This window comes from Pseudomonas sp. PDM26 (assembly GCF_019219185.1).
In the GTDB taxonomy this organism is placed as follows: domain Bacteria; phylum Pseudomonadota; class Gammaproteobacteria; order Pseudomonadales; family Pseudomonadaceae; genus Aquipseudomonas.
The window spans coordinates 115277-140277 of sequence record NZ_JAHUWC010000010.1 but is presented as its reverse complement, the minus strand read 5'-3'; the positions used below and the strand labels follow the sequence as shown (position 1 = coordinate 140277).

Genomic DNA, 25001 nt, shown 5'->3' with positions numbered 1-25001 from the left:
GCCAACACCGGTTATCGACATGCAAGCAGCCAAGCCGTTATTTGACTATCCCAAGTACTGGGCCGAATGTTTCGGGCCAGCGCCATTCCTGCCCATGAGCAGGGAGGAGATGGATCAGCTCGGCTGGGATTCCTGCGACATCATCATCGTCACCGGTGATGCCTACGTCGATCACCCGTCGTTCGGCATGGCGATCATCGGCCGGCTGCTGGAGTCCCAGGGCTTCCGCGTCGGGATAATTGCCCAACCGAACTGGCAGTCCAAAGACGACTTCATGAAGCTCGGCGAGCCGAACCTGTTCTTCGGTGTCGCGGCCGGCAACATGGACTCGATGATCAACCGCTACACCGCGGACAAGAAAATCCGTTCCGACGACGCCTACACCCCGGGTGGTTTGGCGGGCAAGCGGCCGGACCGCGCCAGCCTGGTTTACAGCCAGCGCTGCAAGGAAGCCTACAAGCACGTGCCGATCGTGCTCGGCGGTATCGAAGCGTCCCTGCGCCGCATCGCCCATTACGACTACTGGCAGGACCGTGTGCGCAACTCGATCCTGATCGACGCCAGCGCCGACATCCTGCTTTACGGCAACGCCGAGCGTGCGATTGTCGAAGTCGCCCAGCGTCTGTCCTACGGTCACAAGATCGAAGACATCACCGACGTGCGCGGTACCGCGTTCATCCGTCGTGACACGCCGCAAGGCTGGTACGAAGTCGACTCCACGCGCATCGACCGTCCGGGCAAGATCGACAAGATCATTAACCCGTACGTGAATACCCAGGACACCCAGGCCTGCGCCATCGAGCAGGAAAAGGGTCCGGTCGAGGATCCACAGGAAGCCAAGGTCGTGCAGATCCTGGCCAGCCCGCGCATGACCCGCGACAAGACCGTCATTCGTCTGCCGTCCGTTGAGAAAGTCCGTAACGACGCAGTGCTCTACGCCCACGCCAACCGCGTGCTGCACCTGGAAACCAACCCGGGCAATGCCCGTGCGCTGGTGCAGAAGCATGGCGAGGTCGATGTCTGGTTCAACCCGCCACCGATTCCGATGACCACCGAAGAAATGGACTACGTGTTCGGCATGCCTTATGCGCGCGTTCCGCACCCGGCGTACGGCAAGGAGAAGATCCCGGCCTACGACATGATCCGCTTCTCGGTGAACATCATGCGTGGCTGCTTCGGCGGCTGCACCTTCTGCTCGATCACCGAGCACGAAGGGCGGATCATCCAGAACCGCTCCCATGAATCGATCATTCGTGAAATCGAAGAAATTCGTGACAAGGTTCCCGGCTTTACCGGCGTGATCTCCGACCTAGGCGGCCCGACCGCGAACATGTACCGCATTGCCTGCAAGAGCCCGGAAATCGAATCCGCGTGCCGCAAGCCATCGTGCGTGTTCCCTGGCATCTGCCCGAACCTGAACACCGACCACTCGGCGCTGATCCAGCTATACCGCAGTGCCCGTGAATTGCCGGGTGTGAAGAAGATCCTGATCGCTTCCGGCCTGCGCTACGACCTCGCGGTCGAGTCGCCGGAATACGTCAAGGAACTGGTGACCCACCACGTCGGTGGTTACCTGAAGATCGCCCCGGAACACACCGAGGAAGGTCCGCTCAACCAGATGATGAAACCGGGCATCGGCAGCTATGACAAGTTCAAGCGCATGTTCGAGAAGTACTCCAAGGAAGCGGGCAAGGAGCAGTACCTGATTCCGTACTTCATCGCCGCCCACCCGGGCACCACCGATGAAGACATGATGAACCTGGCCCTGTGGCTCAAGGGTAATGGTTTCCGTGCCGACCAGGTGCAGGCGTTCTACCCGTCGCCGATGGCCACCGCCACCGCGATGTACCATTCGGGCAAGAACCCGCTGCGCAAGGTCACCTACAAGAGTGACGCGGTGACCATCGTCAAGAGCGAAGAGCAGCGTCGTCTGCACAAGGCGTTCTTGCGTTATCACGACCCGAAAGGCTGGCCAATGCTGCGTGAAGCGTTGACCCGCATGGGTCGCGCTGATCTGATCGGGCCGGGCAAGAACCAGTTGATCCCGCTGCACCAGCCGTCCACCGACAGCTACCAGAGTGCCCGTCGCAAGAATTCGACGCCAGCTGGCAGCCACAAGGTTGCAGGGGAAAAGACCACCAAGATCCTCACTCAGCACACCGGCCTGCCACCCCGCGCGAGCGATGGCGGCAATCCGTGGGACAAGCGTGAACAGGCCAAGGCGGCGGCATTCGCTCGCAACCAGCAGGCGGCCAAGGAGCGCAAGGACGCGGCCAAGGGCAAGGGCCCCAAACCGACCCGCAAGCCGGTCGTGCCGCGCTAAGCCTCGCTTGAACGGAACAGAACGCCAACCTTCGGGTTGGCGTTTTGCATTCAGGGCCTGAACGAGCCTTTGTAGGAGCGAGCCTGCTCGCGAAGAGGCCGGAATTGCCAACCAATTTTTGATTGATCGCCACAATTATGTGCGCCAACGCCAAACCATTTTCCCGCCTCGCCCGATTTTGGTGCTGTACTGCCTCAGGCAACCGAAGGAAGCGCCAGCATTGCTGGATGGCATAAGTCTTGCGCGCTTTCCCATACGCTCTAGGCTCGCAGGAGGCACGCCGTGTCGATTCATGTCGCATTGCACCACGTCACGCATTACCGTTATGACCGCGCTGTCGAGCTCGGCCCGCAGATCGTTCGCCTGCGTCCCGCTGCTCACAGCCGAACGCGGATTCTGTCCTATGCGTTGAAAATCTCGCCCGAGCAGCATTTCATCAACTGGCAACAGGACCCTCAGGGCAATTACCTGGCGCGGCTGGTGTTCCCGGAGAAGACCGAGGAATTGCGAATCGAGGTCGATCTGCTGGCGGAAATGGCGATCTTCAATCCGTTCGACTTCTTCCTCGAACCCTACGCGGAAAAGATTCCCTTCACCTATGCCGCCGATGAGCGCAAGGAACTGGCGCCGTACCTGGAAACCTTGCCCCTGACGCCGAAGTTCAAGGCCTATCTGGACGGCATCGACCGCACACCGTTGCCCGCCGTGGATTTTCTCGTCGCACTCAACCAGCGCCTGAGCGAAGACATCGACTACCTGATCCGCATGGAGCCCGGCGTACAAACACCTGAGCACACCCTCGACCAAGCCTCCGGTTCGTGCCGCGACTCCGCTTGGTTGCTGGTGCAACTGCTGCGCAACCTGGGGTTGGCGGCGCGTTTCGTGTCGGGTTACCTGATTCAGCTGACCGCCGACGTCAAAAGTCTCGACGGTCCGTCCGGCACCGACGTGGATTTCACCGACCTGCACGCCTGGTGCGAGGTGTACTTGCCTGGTGCCGGCTGGATCGGCCTGGACGCAACCTCCGGGCTGTTTGCCGGTGAAGGGCATATTCCGTTGGCCTGTAGTCCCGATCCGTCTTCTGCGGCCCCGATCAGTGGCCTGGTGGAACCCTGCGAGTGCGAATTCAGCCACGAAATGTCCGTGGAGCGGATTTGGGAAGCACCGCGGGTCACCAAGCCCTACACCGACGACCAGTGGCTGGCGATTCAAGCCTTGGGCCGACAGATCGATGCTGACCTGCTGGAAGGCGATGTGCGCCTGACCATGGGCGGCGAGCCGACCTTTGTGTCCATTGATGACCCGGACGGCGCCGAGTGGAATACCGCGGCATTGGGGCCGGATAAACGACGGTTGTCCGCCGAACTGTTCCAGCGCATGCGCAAGCATTACGCGCCCCAGGGGCTGGTGCATTTCGGGCAGGGCAAGTGGTACCCCGGTGAGCAACTGCCGCGCTGGTCGCTCAATTGCTACTGGCGTCGTGACGGCGTGCCGATCTGGCACAACAGCGCGCTGATCGCCGACGAACAGCAAGACTACGGCGCCGATGGCGCACTGGCCGGGCGATTTTTGGCGAGTGTCGCCGAACGCTTGAAGATTCCGACACGCTTTGTGTTTCCGGCCTACGAAGACAATTTCTATTACCTCTGGCGCGAAGGAATGCTGCCGAAAAACGTCAGCGCCGAAGACTCGCGTCTGGAAGAACCGCTGGAACGGGCTCGCCTGCGCAAAGTATTCAGCCAAGGGCTGGACAAGGTCATCGGTCAGGTCCTGCCGCTGGCGCGCACCGCCAAGGGCGATCAGTGGCAGAGCGGGCGCTGGTATCTGCGCGACGAGCACTGCCGCCTGGTGCCGGGGGACTCGCCGCTGGGTTATCGCTTGCCGTTGGGTTCGCAGCCTTGGGTGAAAGCGGCGGAATATCCGTTCATTCATCCGCAAGACCCGAATCAAGACTTCCCGCCGCTGCCCGACACCGCGCAACTGCAAAGCCAAAGCGAAGCTGCCGAGGTACAAGAGCGCGCACCGAAGCTCGACGAATCCGCCGACTGGCTGACCCGCACCGCCTTCTGCGCCGAGGCGCGGGAAGGCCGGTTGCACCTGTTCATGCCGCCGCTGGAACGGGTCGAGGATTACCTCGAACTGGTCGCTGCCATCGAAGCCACTGCCGAAGAGTTGCTGTGCCCGGTGTTGCTTGAGGGCTACGAGCCGCCAAGCGATCCACGCCTGAGCAACTTCCGAATCACCCCGGATCCGGGGGTGATCGAGGTCAACGTACAGCCGTCCGCGACCTGGGATGAGTTGGTCGAGCGCACCGAGTTTCTCTACGAAGAAGCGCGGCAGACCCGGCTGACTACTGAAAAATTCATGATCGACGGTCGGCACACCGGCACGGGTGGCGGTAACCATTTCGTGCTGGGGGGCGCGACACCGGGAGACTCGCCGTTTCTGCGGCGCCCGGATCTGCTGCGCAGCCTGATCAGTTACTGGCACAACCATCCGTCGCTGTCCTACCTGTTTTCCGGATTGTTCATCGGCCCGACGTCCCAGGCGCCCCGCGTCGATGAAGCACGCAACGATGCCTTGTACGAACTGGAAATTGCTTTCGCACAAATGCCTGAAGCGGGTGAGGAATGCCCGCCATGGCTGGTGGATCGACTGCTGCGCAATCTGCTGATCGATGTGACCGGCAATACCCACCGCGCCGAGTTCTGCATCGACAAGCTCTATTCGCCGGACGGCGCCACCGGGCGCCTCGGATTGCTGGAGCTGCGTGCGTTCGAAATGCCGCCCCATGCCCGCATGAGCCTGGCGCAACAATTGTTGCTGCGAGCGCTGGTCGCGCGGTTCTGGCGCGAGCCCTATGCGCCGCCGAAACTGGCGCGCTGGGGCACGGAGCTGCACGATCGCTTTCTGTTGCCGCACTTTATCGAGCAAGACTTCGCCGATGTCATCGTCGACCTCAACGCCGCCGGTTATCCGGTGCGGGCCGAATGGTTCGCCGCGCATCTGGAGTTCCGTTTTCCCAAGGTTGGCGACTACGCTGTCAGTGGCATTGCGCTGGAGTTGCGCCAGGCGCTCGAGCCCTGGCACGTGTTGGGCGAAGAGGGCGCCATGGGTGGTACGGTGCGTTACGTGGATTCCTCGCTTGAACGATTGCAGGTCAAGCTCAGCGGTCTACCACCCCAGCGTTATCTGCTGACCTGCAATGGTATCCCGGTGCCCTTGCAGCCCACCGGGCGTGTAGGCGAATTCGTCGCGGGCGTGAGATTTCGTGCCTGGCAACCGGCGAACTGCCTGCAACCGACCATCCCGGTGCACGCGCCCCTGGTGTTCGACTTGCTCGATACCTGGATGCAGCGTTCGTTGGGCGGCTGCCAGTACCACGTCGCCCACCCGGGCGGGCGCAATTACGACAGCTTGCCGGTCAACGCCAACGAGGCCGAGAGCCGGCGGATGGCGCGTTTCTTCCGCGTCGGACACACACCAGGGAAGCTTCCTATGCCCAATCTGGACATTAACGACGAGCTACCGATGACACTCGATTTGCGACGTTTCTAAACCGTACGCGACGCTCGGATTTTACGTATATCCGGGCGTCACGAGCCTGCGTTAGTCTGACCGTTCATTGCTGTCTGCCGAGCTTTCCATGCCTGACCTGCTAGACCGCTACCCGCTGACGGCGGGCACCTATCACGAACTGCTCGACGACAGTGGCGCCGTGCGCCCGCACTGGCGCCGGCTGTTCGAACAGTTGCAACGCAGCACGCCGGCGCAACTGGTGCAGCGTCAGGCCCTGCTGACCCGGCAAATCCAGGAGAACGGCGTTACCTATAACGTTTATGCCGATCCCAAAGGCGCTGACCGGCCATGGGAACTGGACCTGCTGCCCCATGTCATTGCCGCCGAGGAGTGGGAGCACCTGGCGGCCGGCATCGCGCAACGGGCCAGGTTGCTCAACGCCGTGCTGGCTGACCTTTACGGTCCGCAACGGCTGATTGCCGAAGGTCTTTTGCCCGCCGAGCTGGTGTTCGGTCACAACAACTTCCTTTGGCCCTGTCAGGGCATCAGCCCGCCTGACGGAGCCTTTCTGCATCTGTATGCCGTGGATCTGGCGCGCACGCCCGATGGCCGCTGGTGGGTGACGGCGGATCGTACCCAGGCGCCTTCGGGAGCCGGGTATGCGCTGGAAAACCGCACGATTGTGTCCCGGGCCTTTCCCGAGCTGTACCGCGATCTGAAGGTGCAGCACCTGGCCGGGTTCTTTCGCACCTTGCAGGAAACCCTGGCTCGTCAGGCCCCGAGTGACGGGGACGCGCCCTTGGTCGTGCTGCTGACGCCGGGGCGTTTCAACGAAAGCTATTTCGAACATTTGTACCTCGCCCGCCAGCTCGGCTATCCACTGGTGGAGGGCAGTGACCTGACGGTGCGCGATGCGACGGTCTACCTGAAGACCCTGAGCGGTCTGTGCCGGGTGCACGTGATCATGCGTCGGCTCGACGATGATTTCTGCGACCCGCTGGAGCTGCGTACCGACTCAGCCCTCGGCGTGCCGGGCCTGCTTGAGGCCGTGCGGCAGGGGCGGGTGCTGGTGGCCAATGCTCTGGGCAGCGGTGTGCTGGAGTCGCCCGGTTTGTTGGGTTTCCTGCCGAAGATCAATCAATTCCTGTTCGGCGAAGAACTGATCCTGCCGTCCATCGCCACCTGGTGGTGCGGTGAAGCGCCGGTATTGGCCCAGGCCCTGGAAAAACTGCCAGAGCTGCTGATCAAGCCGGCATTTCCGTCCCAGAGCTTTGCACCGGTATTTGGCCGTGACTTGAGTGAAAAACAGCGCGAGGAACTCGCCGAACGCATGCAGGCACGACCATACGCTTATGTGGCGCAAGAACTCGCGCAATTGTCGCAGGCGCCGATCTGGCAAGCCGAAGACGGTCAGCTGCAACCCCGTGCCATCGGCATACGCGTGTATGCGGTGGCCAGCCGCGAGGGCTATCGGGTGCTGCCCGGTGGCTTGACCCGGGTCGCCGCCGATGCCGATGCCGAAGTGGTGTCGATGCAGCGCGGCGGCGCCAGCAAGGACACCTGGGTGCTGGGCGATCGTGCGCCCAGCGGCGAACAATGGAAGGCCCAGCGCAACATCGGCGTGCATGACCTGGTGCGGCGCGATCCGTACCTGCCATCGCGGGTGGTGGAAAACCTGTTCTGGTTTGGTCGTTACTGCGAACGTTGCGATGACAGTGCCCGTTTGCTGCGCATCATGCTGGCGCGCTATGTCGACGGCGACGACCCGCAAGCCCTGCAGGCCGCGGTGGATCTCGGCGAACGGCTGATGTTGTTGCCCGATGAGGGCGAATTGCCGGAGCGCCTGTTGGCGGCGCTGCTCGGCGATGACTGGCCCTTCAGCCTGCGTTCCAACCTGCAACGCTTGCAGTGGGCTGCTTCACAGGTGCGCGGCAAACTCTCGCGGGAAAACTGGCAGGCACTGGTGGAGTTGCAGCGTGAAGCCATGGAGCTGGAAACCGAAGAGCCGGATTTCGGCGAGTTGCTGGATTTCCTCAACCGTCTGGTGATGTCCCTGGCGGCACTGTCCGGCTTTGCCCTGGACGACATGACCCGGGACGAAGGCTGGCGTTTCCTGATGATTGGCCGGCGGCTCGAGCGTCTGCAGTTTCTCAGCGGCAGCCTGGCGGCGTTCCTGCGGGGCGCCGGGGCTTTCGATCAGGCCGGGCTGGAGTGGTTGCTGGAACTGGGCAACAGCAGTATCACCTATCGTTCTCGATACCTGGCGGTGGCGCAGCTGATCCCGGTGCTCGACCTGTTGTTGCTCGACGAGCAGAACCCTCACGCCGTGTTGTTCCAGTTGAAACTGGTGACCCGCACCCTCAAACGGCTCAATGATGACTTTGGCGTACCGCGTGAAGCAGCGCTGCCACAATTGGTAGCGCGTCTGGCGCGATTCGATCTGGGCTGCCTGGAAAATCCGCTGTTCGGCGATGCGAGTGTTCGCGCCGCCATCGAGGGGCTGGCCGCGCTGTTGCAGGAGATCGCCGACGCCAGCGGGCAAGTTTCCGATCGCCTGGCGCTGCGGCATTTCGCCCATGTCGACGATGTCAGTCAGCGCACGGTGTCCGTCTGATGAGCGCCCGCTACCAGATCTTCCACGACACCCATTATCACTACGACAGCCCGGTGTCCCTGGCTCAGCAACTGGCGCATTTGTGGCCGCGGCCTTGTGCCTGGCAGCGCTGCACCGACCGGCAATTGCAGATCAGTCCGCAGCCGACCTCGCGTCGCGATGAACTGGATGTGTTCGGCAATCCGCTGACCCGGCTGGCGTTCGAGCGTCCCCACGATGAGTTGCTGGTCAACGCCAGCCTCACGATCGAAGTGTTGCCCCGGCCTGTGCTGGACTTCAATCGGTCTGCGGCGTGGGAAAACACTCGAAGCGCGCTGACCTACAGCAGCCAACCGCTGTCGCCCGAATTGCTCGAAGCCTGCCGATACCGGTTTGAATCGCCGTATGTGCATTTGAAAAGAAACTTCGTCGAGTTCTCGCAAAGCTGTTTTCCGCCCGGTCGACCGTTACTGCTCGGCGTGCAGGCGCTGATGGAGAAAATCTTCAGCGAGTTCACCTTCGATGCCGAGGCGACCCAAGTGGCGACGCCGCTGGTGGAGGTGCTGGAGCGCCGACGCGGGGTCTGCCAGGACTTTGCTCACCTGATGCTCGCTTGCGTGCGTTCCAGAGGATTGGCGGCGCGCTACGTCAGCGGCTACCTGTTGACCCAGCCACCACCGGGGCAGCCGCGATTGATCGGTGCCGATGCGTCCCACGCCTGGGTTTCGGTGTTTTGCCCGGTGCTGGGGTGGGTGGATTTCGATCCGACCAACAATGTGCAACCGGCGCTGGAGCACATCACCCTGGCCTGGGGCCGGGATTTTTCCGATGTATCGCCATTGCGGGGGGTGATTCTGGGAGGAGGGAACCACGATCCGGAAGTGCGCGTCACAGTGATGCCACTGGATTAACGCAGGTCCCCTGTAGGAGCGAGCTTGCTCGCGAAGAACCCGAGAGCGCCGGGGTGTCAGACTTGCAGCGTTATCGTTAACGACTATCGCGAGCAAGCTCGCTCCTACAGAGGATCGGCAGCCAAGCTGCCAACCCTTTACACAGATCCGGTGGGCCTGATCAGATCATCGGGCCCTGAGGGTCTCAGGCGTCGGGCGCCTGATCTTTCGGTGCTTCAACATCACTTTCTGCGGCCACTTCACCTTCTGCTTCCGGGTTCAGTGCGGCTGCTTCTTCTTCAGCTGTAGCTTTCTTGCGCTGAAGCTTTTCCTCTTTCTTCTGCTCCTTGGCCAAGTCTCTCTGACGTTTGGCGAAGGAATAATTAGGTTTGGCCATGGGCGATCCTCTGGGGTCGAAGGTGAGGTTGAGCGGCGCATATTCTGCCCTGTATCGGTGCCGAGCCGTTAGCTGGGTTTTTGCTCGGCCCATTTTGGCGCTACGCAAGGTTGCCAGGCATCCAGATCATCGAGCAGGGTTTGCGGCGATTCGCTCATTTGCAGCATGTCACGGTGCTGCCCGCGAACGAAGCCTTCGCCGACGATATGATCGAGAAAAGACGTCAATTTGCTGTAGAAACCGTTCACTTCCAGCAAACCCAGCGGTTTGCCGTGGTAGCCGAGCTGGCCCCAGGTCCAGACTTCAAACAGTTCTTCGAGGGTGCCAAGGCCACCGGGCAGTGCGATAAAGGCATCGCTGAGCTCGGCCATCCGCGCCTTGCGCGCGTGCATGCCATCGACGACTTCCAGGCGAGTCAGGCCGCTGTGGCCGATTTCCTTGTCCTTGAGGCTTTGCGGGATGATGCCGATCACTTCACCGCCGGCCGCCAGGGCCGCATCGGCAACGATGCCCATCAGGCCCACGGCGCCACCGCCATACACCAGGGTCAACTTGCGCTCGGCCAATGCCCGGCCAAGGGCCACGGCTGCTTCGCGGTAAGCCGGGTTGGTGCCGGTGCTGGCACCACAAAATACACAAACGGATGTTAAAGACATGCCTTGCTCCATGTTCGCTCAGGGCCACAGAGTAAAGGCAGGCGCACGACACTCCAAGGGCTAGGTTTGGTTTTCCGGGGTTTCGTACGTACCGCTGGCGCCGCAGGCGTAGGCGGCGAGCAAACTGCAAAACAGGCTGTTGATCGACATGACAGGCGTTCCATTTGAAGGGGACGGCCTGATGGTAGGCCCGGGCCAGACACTTGGCCGGTAGATATTTCGTATCGGCCTCATAGTCCAAAAGTTGTATACAATTTTTGATTCAAGTCATATGAACTTGCGAAGTTTTCAGGCAGTCTTCTGTTCGTTCGCGATTTCGTTAACCCTGCCTTGGAGATTCACCATGTTTGCCAAACTTGTTGCGGTATCCCTGTTGACACTGGCCAGCAGCCAATTGATGGCTGCCGAGTGCAAGACCACCATTGACTCCACCGATCAAATGTCCTTCAGCACCAAGGCCATTGAAATCGACAAGAGCTGCAAGACCTTCACTGTCGAGCTGACTCACACCGGCAGCTTGCCGAAGAACGTCATGGGCCATAACTGGGTGCTGAGTAAAGAAGCCGACATGCAGCCGATCGCCACCGACGGCCTGAGCGCCGGTATCGACAAGAACTACCTGAAAGAAGGCGACGCCCGCGTGATCGCCCACACCAAGATCATCGGCGCCAAGGAAACCGATTCGGTGACCTTCGACGTGTCCAAGCTGGATGCCGCTGAAAAGTACGGTTTTTTCTGCTCGTTCCCGGGCCACATCTCGATGATGAAAGGCACGGTAACCCTGAAGTAATCGAATCGCAGTCATAAAAAAAGCGTCCTTAGTGGACGCTTTTTTTTGCTCTTGTAGGAGCTGCCGCAGGCTGCGATCTTTTGATTTTGAACATCAAAAGATCGCAGCCTCGTTTTACTCGACAGCTCCTACACGCTCCTGCGCGCAGGCGTTACGGCGCAAACGGCATCACCCGCTTGTGATGGGTCTTGTTGTACGTATCGACGATGATATTGAACGCCTCTTCACGCACCGGATTGCCATGCAGGAAGGCGTCGATCTCGGCGTAGGTCACGCCGTGGGAGGCTTCGTCCGGTTTGCCGGGTGACAGGTCTTCCAGATCGGCGGTCGGGACTTTCTCCACCAGCGACTCCGGCGCGCCGAAGCTGCGGGCGATGGCGCGGACCTGGTTTTTCACCAGGCCACTCAGTGGCGCCAGGTCGCAGGCGCCGTCACCGAACTTGGTGAAGAAACCCATCACCGCTTCCGCCGCGTGATCGGTACCGATCACCAGGCCCTGGGTTGCGCCGGCGATGGTGTACTGGGCGACCATGCGCATGCGCGCCTTGGTGTTGCCGAGCACGAAGTCCACCGACACCGCATGTTTGCCTTCGAAGGCCGCCACTTCATTGGCCAGGGATTTGACCGCCGGGCCGATGTTCACGGTGTGGCGCTCGTCCGGTTTGATGAAGTCCACCGACGCCTGGGCGTCGTGCTCATCGAACTGGGTCTCGTAGGGCAGGCGCACGGCGATGAATTTATAGGCGGCATCACCGCTGCGCTGGCGCAGTTCACGGACGGCCCGTTGGGCCAGCAGGCCGGCGGTCAGGGAGTCGACACCGCCACTGATGCCCAGTACCAGGGTCTTGAGCCCGGAATTGACCAGGCAGTCCTGAATGAAGGTCACCCGCCGGGCGACTTCGGCCTCAAGGGCGGCTTCGTCGGCGAATGGCGGCTGGACCTTGAGCTGTTCAGCAATCTCACGCTGTACGGCTTGCATGAATTCACTCCTTGCTTGATGTACTTGAAAGGGCGGCAGGAACCTGGAAAACGTGTCGCAGGTAAGCGACGAAATTCGGGTCTTTGCAGTGTGTCTTGCCTGGCTCGTCGGAGATCTTCGCCACCGGCTGGCCGTTGCAGGCGGCCATTTTAAGCACGATGTTCATCGGTTCGACACCCGGAATATCACAGGTCAGGTTGGTGCCGATGCCGAAGCTGACATTGATCCGACCGCGCAGCGCCCGGAATATCTCCAGGGACTTGGGCAGGGTCAGGCTGTCGGAGAACGTCAGTGTCTTGCTCATCGGGTCGATGCCGAGCTTGTGATAGTGGGCGATGGCTTTTTCCGCCCACAATACCGGATCGCCTGAATCGTGGCGCAAACCGTCGAAAAGCTTGGCGAAAAACAGATCGAAATCGCCGAGGAAGGCATCAATGGTGATGCAGTCGGTCAGGGCAATCCCCAGCAGGCCACGGTATTCGCGGACCCAGCAATCGAGTGCGGCGATCTGGCTGTCGATCAGCCGTGGGCCGAGTTGCTGGTGCGCCATGATCCACTCGTGGGCCATGGTGCCCAGCGGTTTCATGTCCAGCTCCCGGGACAGGTGCACGTTGCTGGTGCCGACGAAGCGTCCGGGGAAGTCATGCTTGAGCACATTCACCACTTCTTCCTGCACGCGATAGGAGAAGCGACGGCGCGTACCGAAATCGGCCACCTGCAATTCGGACAATTCATCACTGCTGGCGTTGGCACTCAGCCAGTCGAACTTGCGGTAGAGCTGCTCGCGGGCCTGCTCCAGTACGATTTCGCGGTAGCGATAGCGGTTGCGCACCTCGCTGACCAGCGCCAGCAGCGGCACTTCGAACAGGATCACATGCAGCCAGGGGCCCCGCAGGCGGATAAACAGCTCACCGTTTTCGATGCCGGTGTGGATGTAGCGCAGGTTAAAGCGGAACAACCCGAGAAAGCGCAGGAAATCCGGCTTCAGGAAGCTGATGCGCTCCAGAAAGCTCAATTGATCGGCGCTCAGGCTCAGTTCGGCCAGGCGCTCGATCTGGAAGCGGATTTCCGCCAGGTAGGGGCACAAGTCCTCGCTGTTACGGCAACGAAACTCCCATTCGACTTCGACGTTCGGGTAGTTGTGCAGCACCGCCTGCATCATCGTCAGTTTGTAGAAGTCGGTGTCGAGCAGGTTCTGCACGATGCGATCGGCAAACACACTCTCGCTCATAACGGGAATCTCCAGCGTTGCAGCGGTATTGAACAATGGGGCTAGTGGCGCATATCAGAGGCAAGGATTGCCAGCAATTTTTTAGACCGCAGCAGATCCCTGCAGGTGTGAGTTTTTGTGGCGAGGGGGCTTGTCGGATCGCCGCATCGCCCCGTTCGGCTGCGCAGCAGTCGCAATAGCTCCAGCTACGAAGTTGCAAATTTTGGGGCTGCTGCGCAACCCAACGGGGGCAAGCCCCCTCGCCACAGGGAAAGTGCAAGACGTTAGTGCTGCACTGCCTCCGGACTATCGATCTGCTCCAGCATCCACTTCACGAAGTCCCGCACCTTGGGCACTTCCGCCGAGTGCTCCGGGTATGCAAGGTAATAGGCGTCCGTGCTGGGCATTGCATGCTGCCAGGGAATGACCAGCTTGCCGTCGGCCAGTTCCTCTTCCACCAGAAAGCGCGGCAGCAACGCCACGCCGCAACCGACCTGGGCGGCGCGGATGCACATGTAAAAGGTTTCGAAACGCGGGCCGTGGTAGCTGTGCTCGGTGTGGTAGCCCTGATGCTCGAACCAGTCGTGCCAGGCCTGGGGGCGGGAGGCGTTTTGCAGCAGTACCAGATCGGACAGTTGCGTCGGATCGGTGAACGGTTGGGCAGGCAGGCTGCCCGGGGCGCACACCGGCACCAGCTCTTCGCCGAACAGCTTCAGGCATTCGGTGCCGGGTCGTGAACCCTGGCCGAAGTAGAACGCCAGATCGCTGCGACCTTGCAACAGGTCGTCGGCTTCCTGTTCGCTGCACAGGTCCAGGTGGATCGACGGGTGCCGCAGACGCCAGCCTTTCAGGCGCGGCACCAGCCAGCGTGCGCCGAAGGTGGGAGGCGTCGAAACCCGCAGGACTTCTGTTTCGCCACCGTAGGAGCGCAGGTAATGGGTCGACATTTCGACCTGCGTGAGGATTTTTCGCACCTCAACCAGATACAGATCGCCCGCCGGCGTCATCTGCAGGCGGCGGCGCACCCGGCGAAACAGCAGGTGTTGCAACAGCTCTTCGAGTTGCGCAACCTGTTTGCTCACGGCGCTTTGGGTCAGGTTCAACTCTTCGGCGGCCCGGGTGAAGCTCAAGTGCCGGGTGACGGCCTCGAAGCACTGCAACGCAGCGATCGATGGCAAGTAGCGTTTATTCAGCATGGGCGGTCCTTGGTTCTTGTTTCTTATTGCCAGCAATGCACAGCATGAATAAACGGAATGATATCTCTCTTAAAGGTCGTTTGTTGAGTAACCTCCGTGCAGCTAAAACTACAGGTCTGATCAGCCGTGCTATTGCGGCTGCACGTGTACTGTCTTTTGCTTGAGGAGTGACCCATGGTTGCCGCATTGCTTGATCGTCTAGGTGTGAACCCGGCCCTGTACCAGAACGGCAAAGTGCCGGTGCACTCGCCGATCGATGGCAGCAGGATCGCTGCCGTGAACTGGGAAGGCGCTGCTGAAGTCGAGCAGCACATCAGTCGCGCAGATCATGCGTTCGAACTGTGGCGCAAGGTTCCGGCGCCGCGCCGTGGCGAGCTGGTGCGGCAACTGGGTGACATCCTGCGTGAATACAAGGCCGACCTCGGCGAGCTGGTGTCCTGGGAGGCCGGCAAGATCACTCAGGAAGGCCTGGGTGAAGTTCAGGAAATGATCGACATCTGCGACTTCGCCGTCGGTCTGTCGCGCCAGTTGTACGGCTTGACCATCGCCTCCGAGCGTCCAGGCCACCACATGCGCGAAACCTGGCATCCGCTGGGCGTCGTTGGCGTGATCAGTGCGTTCAACTTCCCGGTCGCGGTCTGGGCCTGGAACGCCACGCTGGCACTGGTCTGCGGCAACCCGGTGATCTGGAAACCGTCGGAAAAGACGCCACTGACCGCATTGGCCTGCCAGGCGCTGTTCGAACGCGTGCTGAAGAATTTCAGCGACGCGCCAGCGCACCTGAGCCAGGTGATTATTGGCGGTCGCGATGCCGGCGAAGCGCTGGTGGATGACCCGCGCGTGGCCCTGATCAGCGCCACCGGCAGCACCCGCATGGGCCGTGAAGTGGCGCCGAAAATCGCCGCACGTTTCGCCCGCAGCATTCTCGAACTGGGCGGCAACAACGCAATGATCCTCGGCCCGAGCGCCGACCTGGACATGGCCGTTCGCGCGATTCTGTTCAGCGCCGTCGGCACCGCCGGCCAGCGTTGCACCACCCTGCGTCGATTGATCGCGCATGAGTCGGTGAAAGAAGAAATCGTCACCCGCCTGAAAGCCGCGTACTCGAAAGTGCGTATCGGCCATCCGCTGGAAGGCAACCTGGTCGGCCCGTTGATCGACAAACAAAGCTTCGACAACATGCAGGACGCGCTGGAACAGGCCCTGAGCGAAGGCGGCCGGGTGTTTGGCGGTGAGCGTCAGCTGCAAGACAAGTTCCCGAATGCCTACTACGTGTCGCCGGCCATCGTCGAAATGCCGGAGCAGAGCGATGTGGTCTGCCACGAAACCTTCGCCCCGATCCTGTACGTGGTCGGTTACAGCGATTTCCAGGAAGCCCTGCGCCTGAACAACGCCGTGCCACAAGGCTTGTCCTCGTGCATCTTCACCACCGACGTGCGTGAAGCCGAGCAGTTCATGTCGGCAGTAGGCAGCGACTGCGGCATCGCCAACGTCAATATCGGCCCGAGCGGCGCTGAAATCGGTGGTGCATTTGGTGGCGAGAAAGAAACCGGCGGTGGTCGTGAGTCCGGCTCCGATGCATGGCGCGGCTACATGCGCCGCCAGACCAACACCGTGAACTATTCGCTGGAGTTGCCGTTGGCGCAGGGTATTACGTTTGACTGAGTCTTGAGTCAAACAAGATCCCCTGTGGGAGCGGGCTTGCTCGCGAATGCAATCTGTCAGCCGATATTAATGTTGACTGACATACCGCTTTCGCGAGCAAGCCCGCTCCCACACTGATTTGTGTGGGTGGTTAGGTTTCATTTTCGGAGTCTGGCAATGCCGTTACGCGAAGAGTGTCTGTGGGAAAAACTGACGCCGCAAAGGCCGGACAATTCGGCCCTCAAGGGTGAGGTTTCGGTGGATGCCTGCGTCATCGGCGCCGGTTTTACCGGTTTGTCGGCGGCGGTGCATCTGCTGGAGCAAGGCAAGACCGTTTGTGTGCTGGAGGCTCATCGCGCCGGCCACGGTGGTTCGGGGCGTAACGTCGGGCTGGTCAACGCCGGGATGTGGATTCCACCGGACGAGATCGAAGCCGGGTTTGGCACGCTAGTCGGCAGTCAGCTCAACCGCATGCTGGGTGCAGCACCATCCCTGGTGTTCAGCCTTGTGGACAAGTACGACATCGATTGCCAGTTGCGCCGCGAAGGCACGCTGCACATGGCGCACAACGCCCGTGGCGAAGCCGACTTGCGCAGTCGTGAAGAACAATGGAAACGCCGCGGGGCGCCGGTGGAGCTGTTGACCGGTCAGGCCTGCGAACAAGCGACGGGCACGAAAAAGATCGCCGCTGCGCTGCTCGATCGCCGTGCCGGCACGCTCAACCCGATGGCCTACACCACGGGGCTGGCCAAAGCAGCCATCGGCCTCGGTGGTCAATTGTTCGATCATTCCCCGGTCACCCGGCTCGAGCGTCAGGGTCAGCGCTGGTCTGTGCAAACCGCCCAGGGTTCGGTCATGGCCGAGAAAGTGGTGATTGCCTCCAATGCCTACACCGAAGGCGACTGGACGGAGCTGCGGCGCAATTTCTTCCCTGGGTATTACTACCAGGTGGCTTCGGTCCCGTTGACCGAAGAGGCTGCCCGGCAAATTCTTCCCGGCGGCCAGGGTTCATGGGACACCCGCCAGGTCTTGAGCAGCATTCGTCGGGATAAAGACGGACGCCTGCTGCTGGGCAGCCTCGGTAATGGCAATCAGAAACCGGCCTGGTTTCTCAAGGCCTGGGCTGACCGGGTGCAGCAGCACTATTTCCCGTACCTCAAACCGGTGGAGTGGGAGTGCACCTGGACCGGTTGCATCGCCTTCACCCCCGATCATCTGATGCGCCTGTTCGAACCGGCGCCCGGTTTGGTGGCAGTCACCGGCTACAACGGGCGGGGCGTGACCACGGGAACGGTGGTTGGCAAGGCCTTCGCCGATTACCTGTGTAACGGAAATCCTCAAGCGCTACCGATTCCTTTCGCGCCCATGCAGCCATTGGCCGGGGTGGGGTTGCGCAGCTGTCTGTATGAGGCGGGATTCTCGCTGTATCACGCAGGCCAGTGCCTGCGGATCGTTATCTGAAGGTTGATTTTTGCAGTGGGAAGCGGCGCTTTTTCGATCTGCGGCTAGCCTGTAGTGGTGCGGGTTGTAGCAGTCCCGCACCAGCAGTGTGCACTTCGGTGACGCACGTTGTTACAGGCTGGTTGCACATCGTTTAAAGCCGCGGTTGCAATGATGGCGCAGGCGGGTTGCGCCTCAAAAAAATAATGGTTTTACCTTCCGCGGTTTAGACGGTTGCACGCCCAATGAAAATGGGCCCGAAACAGTCGAAATAACAAGAAAGCAGCGACTTTTTTCAGAATAAAAAACCGATGGCACGGCCCTTGCTCTGAGCATTCAGTGAAGTCGCAGTGCCAATTAAAAAAAACCATGGAGCACCACCTCATGTCCCAGACGTTTTACAAGAAAGGCTTTCTGGCCCTCGCAGTGGCAACTGCGCTGGGTGTTTCTGCGTTTGCTCAGGCTGACATCAAGATCGGCGTAGCGGGACCGATGACGGGCGCCAACGCGGCATTTGGCGAACAGTACATGAAGGGTGCACAGGCGGCGGCCGACGCGGTCAACGCAGCGGGCGGCGTGAACGGGGAAAAAATCGTACTGGTCAAGGGCGATGACGCCTGCGAGCCGAAACAGGCTGTGACAGTCGCCAAGGACCTGACCGAAAAGAAAGTCGTTGGTGTGGTAGGCCACTTCTGCTCCTCGTCGACCATCCCGGCCTCCGAGATCTACGACGAAGCCGGCATCATCACGATCACCCCGGGTTCCACCAACCCCAAGGTCACCGAGCGCGGCCTGAGTGCCATGTTCCGCATGTGCGGGCGTGACGACCAGCAAGGTATCGTGGCTGGCGACTATGTCGTCGACGTGCTCAAGGGCAAGAAAGTCGCCGTACTGCACGACAAGGACACCTACGGTCAGGGTCTGGCGGACGCCACCAAGGCTCAGTTGGAAAAACGCGGCGTGAAGCCTGTGCTGTACGAGGGTCTGACCCGCGGCGAGAAAGACTTCAGTGCCGTCGTCACCAAGATCCGTGCGGCCGGTGCCGACGTAGTCTACTTCGGCGGCTTGCACCCGGAAGCCGGTCCACTGGTTCGGCAACTGCGTGAACAAGGCCTCAAAGACGTCAAGTTCATGTCCGATGACGGCATCGTGACTGACGAACTGGTGACCACCGCCGGTGGCCCACAGAACGTTGATGGCGTACTGATGACCTTCGGCGCCGACCCACGCCTGCTGCCAGACAGCAAGACCGTGGTAGACGCTTTCCGCAAGGCCGGCACCGAACCTGAAGGCTACACCCTGTACGCCTACGCATCGGTCCAGACCCTGGCTGCAGCCTTCAACGGCGCCAAGTCCAACAAGGGCGAAGACGCGGCTGCCTGGCTGAAGAAAAACCCGGTCAAGACCGTCATGGGCGAGAAGACCTGGGACAGCAAGGGCGACCTGAAGGTCTCCGACTACGTGGTTTACCAGTGGGACAAGGAAGGCAAATACCACCAGCTGGAAACACAGAAGTAAGGGCTGACTCAATCGGGTGCCCCCCAGATCCCTTGTAGGAGCGGGCTTGCCCGCGAAGGCGGACATGCAGACGACAACCTGGTCGAATGTTCAACCGCTTTCGCTGGCAAGCCAGCTCCTACAGGGGGCGGTGGCGGCCTGCCTGATCGTGGCTGACATTGCTCCGACGTAAATCTGTATTTTCCTTAGAAGAACCGCACAGCCACATGTGCAGGTTCTCATTGCGTGAGATTGCGTTATGGATGGTATTTTCCTGCAGCAACTGGTCAACGGCCTGACCCTCGGGTCGGTCTATGGCCTGATCGCCATCGGCTACACAATGGTCTACGGCATCATCGGCATGATCAACTTCGCCCACGGCGAGGTTTACATGATTTCCGCTTACCTCGCGGCAATCAGTCTGGCTCTGCTGGCATACTTCGGTATTGAATCCTTCCCTCTGTTGATGCTCGGCACACTGATCTTCACCATCGTCGTCACGGCGGTGTATGGCTGGGTCATCGAGCGTGTTGCCTACAAACCCCTGCGTAACTCCACCCGACTGGCACCACTGATCAGCGCCATCGGCATCTCGCTGATCCTGCAAAACTATGCACAGATCGCCCAGGGTGCCCGCCAACAAGGCGTTCCGACACTGCTGACCGGTGCATGGCGAGTAGACGTAGGGACCGGCTTCGTCCAGCTCACCTACACCAAGATCTTCATTCTGGTCGCAGCGTTTGTCGGGATGGGCCTGCTGACCTATGTCATCAAGTACACCAAGCTCGGCCGCATGTGCCGCGCGACCCAGCAAGACCGCAAGATGGCCTCGATCCTGGGGATCAACACCGACCGCATCATTTCCTACGTGTTCATCATTGGTGCAGCGATGGCGGCCCTGGCCGGCGTGCTGATCACCATGAACTACGGCACGTTCGACTTCTATGCAGGCTTCGTCATCGGCATCAAGGCGTTCACCGCCGCGGTGCTCGGCGGGATTGGCTCGCTGCCTGGTGCCATGCTCGGCGGGATCATCCTCGGCATCTCCGAGTCGCTGTTCTCCGGTCTGGTCAACTCGGACTACAAAGACGTCTTCAGCTTCTCGCTGCTCGTTCTCGTTCTGGTCTTTCGGCCCCAAGGCCTGCTCGGCCGTCCTCTTGTGTCGAAGGTGTAAGCGATGTCTTCAACCACTGAAAAAACCATTGATATCAAAAGAAGTCTGGTTGACGCGATTCTTGCCGGCCTCGTGGCCCTGATTGTGTTCGGCCCGATTGTCGGCATCGTCCTCGACGGCTACGGCTTCAACTTGCAGCCCACTCGCGTGGCCTGGATTGTCGCTATTGTCATGGCCGGTCGTTTTGCCTTGAGCCTGTTCCTGCAAACCCCAAAGGGCCTGAGAATTCTCGAAGGCTTTGAAACCACCGGCTCCGGGGTTCATGTACTGGCGCCTGATTACAAATCCCGGTTGCGCTGGATCATCCCGCTGTTGATTGTCATCGCCGTGGTGTTCCCGTTTTTCTCCAACTCCTACCTGCTGGGCGTGGTTATTCTCGGGCTGATCTACGTATTGCTGGGGCTGGGGTTGAACATAGTGGTCGGCCTGGCCGGCCTGCTCGACCTGGGTTACGTGGCGTTCTACGCCATCGGCGCCTACGGCCTGGCGCTCGGTTATCAGTATCTGGGGCTGGGATTCTGGACGGTGTTGCCACTGGCGGCGATCACCGCCGGTCTGGCCGGTTGTATCCTCGGTTTCCCGGTGCTGCGCCTGCACGGTGACTACCTGGCGATCGTGACCCTGGGCTTCGGTGAAATCATTCGGTTGATCCTCAATAACTGGCTGTCCCTGACCGGCGGCCCGAATGGCATGGCAGCGCCGTTGCCAACCTTCTTCGGCATCGAGTTCGGAAAAAGGGCGAAAGAAGGCGGGGTGCCGTTCCATGAGTTCTTCGGTATCGCCTACAACCCTGACGTGAAGTACTACTTCATCTACGCCGTGTTGTTCCTGGTGGTCCTGGCCGTGCTGTACATCAAGGACCGCTTGACCCGCATGCCGGTCGGCCGCGCCTGGGAAGCCTTGCGTGAAGACGAAATCGCCTGTCGTTCAATGGGTCTGAACCACGTGCTGGTCAAGCTCTCGGCGTTCACCATCGGCGCATCGACGGCGGGTCTGGCCGGTGTGTTCTTTGCCACCTATCAGGGCTTCGTCAATCCGACGTCGTTCACTTTCTTTGAGTCGGCGCTGATCCTTGCCATCGTGGTACTCGGCGGCATGGGCTCGACCATAGGTGTCGTCATCGCGGCATTCGTGCTGACCGTGGCTCCGGAACTGCTGCGTGGCTTCGCCGAATACCGCGTGCTGCTGTTCGGCATCCTGATGGTATTGATGATGATCTGGCGACCGCGCGGCCTGATTCGGATCAGCCGTACCGGTGTGACCCCGCGTAAAGGAGTAGCGCCATGAGCGAAGTCGTACTCAGTGTCGAAAAGCTGATGATGCACTTCGGCGGCATCAAGGCGTTGAACGATGTCAGCCTGAAAGTCCACCGCAATTCGATCTTCGCCCTGATCGGGCCCAACGGTGCCGGCAAAACCACGGTGTTCAACTGCCTGACCGGGTTCTACAAGGCCTCCGGCGGCAAAATCGAACTCAATGTGCGTGGTCAGCAGACAAACGTCATCAAATTGCTGGGCGAATCGTTCAAGCCGACCGATTTCGTGTCGCCTAAATCGTTCGCCAGTCGGCTGTTCTACAAGGCGTTCGGCGGCACCCACCTGGTGAACCGCGCCGGCCTGGCGCGTACGTTCCAGAACATTCGCCTGTTCAAGGAAATGTCGGTGCTGGAAAACCTGCTGGTGGCACAGCACATGTGGGTCAACCGCAGCATGCTGGCCGGCATCCTCAATACCAAGGGCTACCGCAAGGCCGAAAGCGATGCGCTGGACCACGCGTTCTACTGGCTGGAGGTGGTGGACCTGGTGGATTGCGCCAACCGCCTGGCCGGTGAACTGTCCTACGGCCAGCAACGTCGCCTGGAAATCGCCCGGGCCATGTGCACCCGTCCGCAGATCATCTGCCTTGACGAGCCGGCCGCCGGCCTCAACCCCCAGGAAACCGAAGCGCTGAGCGCGATGATCCGGCTGCTGCGCGACGAGCACGATCTGACCGTGGTGCTGATCGAACACGACATGGGCATGGTAATGAGCATTTCCGATCACATCGTGGTGCTGGACCACGGCATCGTCATCGCCGAGGGCGGACCCGATGCGATTCGTAACGACCCGAAAGTGATTGCGGCCTACCTGGGCGCCGATGAAGAGGAAGTGGTGCTATGAGCAAACCCATCCTCGCACTCAAGGAACTGGACGTGTTTTACGGGCCGATCCAGGCCCTGAAGAAAGTCTCGCTGCACATCAACGAAGGGGAAACCGTCAGCCTGATCGGCTCCAACGGTGCCGGCAAGTCGACCCTGCTGATGTCGATCTTCGGCCAGCCGCGGGCGGCGGACGGGCAGATCCTCTATCAGGGTGTGGACATCACCCACAAGTCGTCCCACTACATCGCCTCCAACGGCATCGCGCAATCGCCGGAAGGGCGGCGGGTGTTCCCCGACATGACAGTCGAAGAAAACCTGCTGATGGGCACCATCCCTATCGGTGACAAGTACGCCAAGGAAGACATGCAACGCATGTTCGAGCTGTTCCCGCGGCTCGAAGAGCGGCGCACCCAGCGGGCGATGACCATGTCTGGCGGCGAGCAGCAAATGCTCGCCATCGCCCGGGCACTGATGAGTCGGCCCAAGTTGTTGCTGCTGGATGAGCCGAGCCTGGGCCTGGCGCCGATTGTGGTGAAACAGATCTTCGCGACACTGCGGGAACTGGCCAAGACCGGCATGACCATCTTTCTGGTGGAGCAGAACGCCAACCACGCCCTGCGGTTGTCGGACCGGGCGTACGTGATGGTCAACGGCGAAATCCGCATGACGGGTACCGGCAAGGAGTTGCTGGTCAACGAGGACGTGCGTAACGCCTATCTCGGCGGGCACTGAGTCTGCTTTGTTATGCACAAGCCCCGGCGCGCAATCGTCGGGGCTTTTTTACATCTCCAATCCACCGCAAATCCCCTGTAGGAGCAGCCGGTCGACGCTCGGTTGCTCGCGAAGGTCTCAAGGGCAACGCGTTTTTCCAGAATGTGCGGGTTATCGTTGACGTCCATCGCGAGCTATCGAGCGTCGACCGGCTGCTCCTACAGGAAATTGTGGAAAACAATATTCCCAAGCTCGCAAAGCGCGACATAAAGCCGCTGCAAATAGTTGTTTTGTCACAGTTTTGACTTGTCCCCGTTTGCTGTGGAGCCGGCTGTGAATAACGTGGGAGTAGCTGGCTGTACGCCCCTGAAACCGTGGCTTTCAGAGGTGTGACTATTTTTTGATCAGGTGTTTTTGCTTGGCTTGAAGGCTGCTTTGTCAACCTTTTTGTTCGGGACGAAAGTGCGTGGAATCGGCATGGACAAGCCTGTGGATAAGTCTGTGACTAAACTCTGGAAAGACCCGGCTGAAGGCCGTGGTTACTGGCTTGGCGCCATCGCGGGTTTGACCCGTCAGTCGCGAAAATGGCCAAGGGCTACACAGCTGGCGGTTGAGGGTCAAGCAAAAAAGTTTTAAAACCCCGCGCAAAGCCTTGTGGATAGCGGCTTGCAGCTTTTCCACTTGCCCCCAAAGACTGTGGACCGGCCTGTGGATAACGTGCGCGCACATGGCTGCAGGCCGCGCTGGTCGAGGGTTTGCAAGGATTGATCGATTTTTATACAGAAAGTGCGGTAAACGTAGGAGCTGCCGCAGGCTGCGATCTTTTCCACAGGCGCACGGCAAGATCAAAGGATCGCAGCCTGCGGCAGCTCCTACGGGGCAAAGGTTGCCGGTATGAGCGTGGCCGGGCATGCTGCCTGCTGATTTTCTATTCCAATGGCTGGCGATCAGCCGAAGCAAGGAGAACACGATGTCCAACACCCTGTTTATTACCGGCGCGACTTCCGGTTTTGGTGAAGCCTGCGCCCGTCGTTTTGCCGAGGCCGGCTGGAAACTGGTGCTGACTGGCCGTCGTGAAGAGCGCCTCAATGCGTTGTGCGCCGAGCTGTCGAAGCAGACCGAAGTCCATGGCCTGGTGCTCGATGTACGTGATCGCAAGGCCATGGAGGAGGCGATTGCCAATCTGCCGCCAACCTTCGCCAAGCTGCGCGGGTTGATCAACAACGCCGGCCTGGCCCTGGGCGTCGATCCGGCACCCAAGTGCGACCTGGACGATTGGGACACCATGGTCGATACCAACGTCAAAGGCCTGATGTACAGCACCCGTCTGCTGTTGCCACGCCTGATCGCCCACGGTCGTGGTGCCGGCATCGTCAACCTGGGGTCCATCGCCGGCAACTATCCGTACCCGGGCAGCCACGTGTATGGCGCGACCAAGGCGTTCGTCAAACAGTTCTCCCTGAACCTGCGCTGCGACCTGCAAGGCACAGGCGTACGGGTCAGCAACATCGAGCCGGGCCTGTGCGAGAGTGAGTTCTCGCTGGTGCGTTTTGCCGGGGACCAGGAGCGTTACAACGCCACTTACGCCGGCGCCGAGCCGATTCAGCCACAAGACATCGCCGAGACCATTTTCTGGGTCCTCAATGCGCCTGCGCACATCAACATCAACAGCCTGGAGCTGATGCCGGTGAGCCAGACCTGGGCTGGTTTTTCGATTGATCGCAGTGGTGGTAAGGCTTAATACCGAGTCATCGTTCTTCGCGAGCAAGTCGGATCGCCGCACCGCCGCTCCCACATTAGACCGCGATCGAATGTGGGAGCGGCGGTGCGGCGATCCGACTT

18 protein-coding genes are annotated in these 25001 nt (G+C 60.5%); 13 read left to right on the top strand and 5 right to left on the bottom strand.

From position 1 onward, the window contains the following. The first annotated feature begins 19 nt into the window (after positions 1 to 19). The 4 genes from KW849_RS19990 (at position 20) to KW849_RS19975 (ending at position 9346) form a co-directional block, all read left to right on the top strand. Entirely contained in the window at positions 20 to 2323 is a 2304-nt protein-coding gene (locus KW849_RS19990) for a YgiQ family radical SAM protein (protein WP_218430973.1), read from the top strand. Between the two features lie 282 nt (positions 2324 to 2605). Beyond that, positions 2606 to 5881, top strand: coding sequence for a transglutaminase family protein (locus KW849_RS19985; RefSeq protein ID WP_218430972.1), 3276 nt, complete (start codon positions 2606 to 2608; stop codon positions 5879 to 5881). Positions 5882 to 5969: 88 nt separating this feature from the next. Further along, on the top strand, positions 5970 to 8456 hold the full coding sequence (locus KW849_RS19980) for a circularly permuted type 2 ATP-grasp protein (RefSeq protein WP_218430971.1): 2487 nt from the start codon (positions 5970 to 5972) through the stop codon (positions 8454 to 8456). After that, complete coding sequence (locus KW849_RS19975) at positions 8456 to 9346, top strand: transglutaminase family protein (protein WP_218430970.1); 891 nt, start codon at positions 8456 to 8458, stop codon at positions 9344 to 9346. The genes KW849_RS19980 and KW849_RS19975 overlap by 1 nt, the downstream gene beginning before the upstream one ends. Positions 9347 to 9530: 184 nt before the next feature. Here KW849_RS19975 and KW849_RS19970 read toward each other — a convergent pair whose 3' ends face one another. Next, on the bottom strand, positions 9531 to 9722 hold the full coding sequence (locus KW849_RS19970) for a hypothetical protein (RefSeq protein ID WP_110660080.1): 192 nt from the start codon (positions 9720 to 9722) through the stop codon (positions 9531 to 9533). 68 nt (positions 9723 to 9790) lie between these two features. After that, complete coding sequence (locus KW849_RS19965; RefSeq protein ID WP_218430969.1) at positions 9791 to 10378, bottom strand: TIGR00730 family Rossman fold protein; 588 nt, start codon at positions 10376 to 10378, stop codon at positions 9791 to 9793. A 343-nt stretch (positions 10379 to 10721) separates the two neighbouring features. Between KW849_RS19965 and azu the strand changes: the two genes are divergently transcribed. Next, entirely contained in the window at positions 10722 to 11168 is a 447-nt protein-coding gene (gene azu / locus KW849_RS19960; RefSeq protein WP_218430968.1) for an azurin, read from the top strand. A 151-nt stretch (positions 11169 to 11319) separates the two neighbouring features. Here the strand turns inward: azu and nadE are convergent, their stop codons facing one another. The 3 genes from nadE to KW849_RS19945 form a co-directional block, all read right to left on the bottom strand. Continuing rightward, entirely contained in the window at positions 11320 to 12147 is an 828-nt protein-coding gene (nadE, locus tag KW849_RS19955) for an ammonia-dependent NAD(+) synthetase (protein ID WP_218430967.1), read from the bottom strand. 4 nt (positions 12148 to 12151) lie between these two features. Beyond that, on the bottom strand, positions 12152 to 13378 hold the full coding sequence (gene pncB / locus KW849_RS19950) for a nicotinate phosphoribosyltransferase (protein ID WP_218430966.1): 1227 nt from the start codon (positions 13376 to 13378) through the stop codon (positions 12152 to 12154). Positions 13379 to 13641: 263 nt separating this feature from the next. After that, the gene (locus tag KW849_RS19945) at positions 13642 to 14553 is read right to left on the bottom strand and encodes a LysR family transcriptional regulator (protein ID WP_218430965.1); all 912 of its coding nucleotides are present in this window, start codon (positions 14551 to 14553) and stop codon (positions 13642 to 13644) included. A gap of 174 nt (positions 14554 to 14727) precedes the next feature. Between KW849_RS19945 and KW849_RS19940 the strand changes: the two genes are divergently transcribed. From KW849_RS19940 to KW849_RS19905, 8 genes are all read left to right on the top strand, one after another. Further along, a complete protein-coding gene (locus KW849_RS19940) occupies positions 14728 to 16218 on the top strand; it encodes an aldehyde dehydrogenase family protein (protein WP_218430964.1) in 1491 nt (496 codons plus the stop codon). A gap of 156 nt (positions 16219 to 16374) precedes the next feature. After that, complete coding sequence (locus KW849_RS19935) at positions 16375 to 17658, top strand: FAD-binding oxidoreductase (RefSeq protein WP_218430963.1); 1284 nt, start codon at positions 16375 to 16377, stop codon at positions 17656 to 17658. Positions 17659 to 18021: 363 nt separating this feature from the next. After that, positions 18022 to 19155, top strand: a complete 1134-nt coding sequence (locus KW849_RS19930; protein WP_108218439.1) for a branched-chain amino acid ABC transporter substrate-binding protein — start codon at positions 18022 to 18024, stop codon at positions 19153 to 19155. A 238-nt stretch (positions 19156 to 19393) separates the two neighbouring features. Continuing rightward, entirely contained in the window at positions 19394 to 20308 is a 915-nt protein-coding gene (locus KW849_RS19925; RefSeq protein ID WP_108218440.1) for a branched-chain amino acid ABC transporter permease LivH, read from the top strand. A gap of 3 nt (positions 20309 to 20311) precedes the next feature. Then, the gene (gene livM, locus KW849_RS19920; protein WP_218430962.1) at positions 20312 to 21595 is read left to right on the top strand and encodes a high-affinity branched-chain amino acid ABC transporter permease LivM; all 1284 of its coding nucleotides are present in this window, start codon (positions 20312 to 20314) and stop codon (positions 21593 to 21595) included. Continuing rightward, entirely contained in the window at positions 21592 to 22467 is an 876-nt protein-coding gene (locus KW849_RS19915) for an ABC transporter ATP-binding protein (protein WP_008001872.1), read from the top strand. Before livM ends, KW849_RS19915 begins: the two co-directional genes overlap by 4 nt. Continuing rightward, positions 22464 to 23180 carry an ABC transporter ATP-binding protein gene (locus tag KW849_RS19910; RefSeq protein ID WP_218430961.1) on the top strand — a complete coding sequence of 239 codons (717 nt, stop codon included), beginning with the start codon at positions 22464 to 22466 and terminating at the stop codon, positions 23178 to 23180. The genes KW849_RS19915 and KW849_RS19910 overlap by 4 nt, the downstream gene beginning before the upstream one ends. Before the next feature lie 949 nt (positions 23181 to 24129). After that, positions 24130 to 24900, top strand: coding sequence for an SDR family oxidoreductase (locus tag KW849_RS19905; RefSeq protein ID WP_218430960.1), 771 nt, complete (start codon positions 24130 to 24132; stop codon positions 24898 to 24900). Positions 24901 to 25001 lie beyond the last annotated feature (101 nt).

Excerpts from the sequence above, each read along its gene's own strand:
- KW849_RS19975 (WP_218430970.1), top strand. The coding sequence starts at position 8,456 with ATGAGCGCCCGCTACCAGATCTTCCACGACACCCATTATCACTACGAC.
- KW849_RS19930 (WP_108218439.1), top strand. The coding sequence starts at position 18,022 with ATGTCCCAGACGTTTTACAAGAAAGGCTTTCTGGCCCTCGCAGTGGCA.
- KW849_RS19965 (WP_218430969.1), bottom strand. The coding sequence starts at position 10,378 with ATGTCTTTAACATCCGTTTGTGTATTTTGTGGTGCCAGCACCGGCACC.
- KW849_RS19980 (WP_218430971.1), top strand. The coding sequence starts at position 5,970 with ATGCCTGACCTGCTAGACCGCTACCCGCTGACGGCGGGCACCTATCAC.
- KW849_RS19910 (WP_218430961.1), top strand. The coding sequence starts at position 22,464 with ATGAGCAAACCCATCCTCGCACTCAAGGAACTGGACGTGTTTTACGGG.
- KW849_RS19990 (WP_218430973.1), top strand. The coding sequence starts at position 20 with ATGCAAGCAGCCAAGCCGTTATTTGACTATCCCAAGTACTGGGCCGAA.
- KW849_RS19970 (WP_110660080.1), bottom strand. The coding sequence starts at position 9,722 with ATGGCCAAACCTAATTATTCCTTCGCCAAACGTCAGAGAGACTTGGCC.
- KW849_RS19905 (WP_218430960.1), top strand. The coding sequence starts at position 24,130 with ATGTCCAACACCCTGTTTATTACCGGCGCGACTTCCGGTTTTGGTGAA.
- KW849_RS19915 (WP_008001872.1), top strand. The coding sequence starts at position 21,592 with ATGAGCGAAGTCGTACTCAGTGTCGAAAAGCTGATGATGCACTTCGGC.
- KW849_RS19935 (WP_218430963.1), top strand. The coding sequence starts at position 16,375 with ATGCCGTTACGCGAAGAGTGTCTGTGGGAAAAACTGACGCCGCAAAGG.
- azu (WP_218430968.1), top strand. The coding sequence starts at position 10,722 with ATGTTTGCCAAACTTGTTGCGGTATCCCTGTTGACACTGGCCAGCAGC.
- KW849_RS19940 (WP_218430964.1), top strand. The coding sequence starts at position 14,728 with ATGGTTGCCGCATTGCTTGATCGTCTAGGTGTGAACCCGGCCCTGTAC.
- KW849_RS19945 (WP_218430965.1), bottom strand. The coding sequence starts at position 14,553 with ATGCTGAATAAACGCTACTTGCCATCGATCGCTGCGTTGCAGTGCTTC.
- livM (WP_218430962.1), top strand. The coding sequence starts at position 20,312 with ATGTCTTCAACCACTGAAAAAACCATTGATATCAAAAGAAGTCTGGTT.
- nadE (WP_218430967.1), bottom strand. The coding sequence starts at position 12,147 with ATGCAAGCCGTACAGCGTGAGATTGCTGAACAGCTCAAGGTCCAGCCG.
- pncB (WP_218430966.1), bottom strand. The coding sequence starts at position 13,378 with ATGAGCGAGAGTGTGTTTGCCGATCGCATCGTGCAGAACCTGCTCGAC.
- KW849_RS19925 (WP_108218440.1), top strand. The coding sequence starts at position 19,394 with ATGGATGGTATTTTCCTGCAGCAACTGGTCAACGGCCTGACCCTCGGG.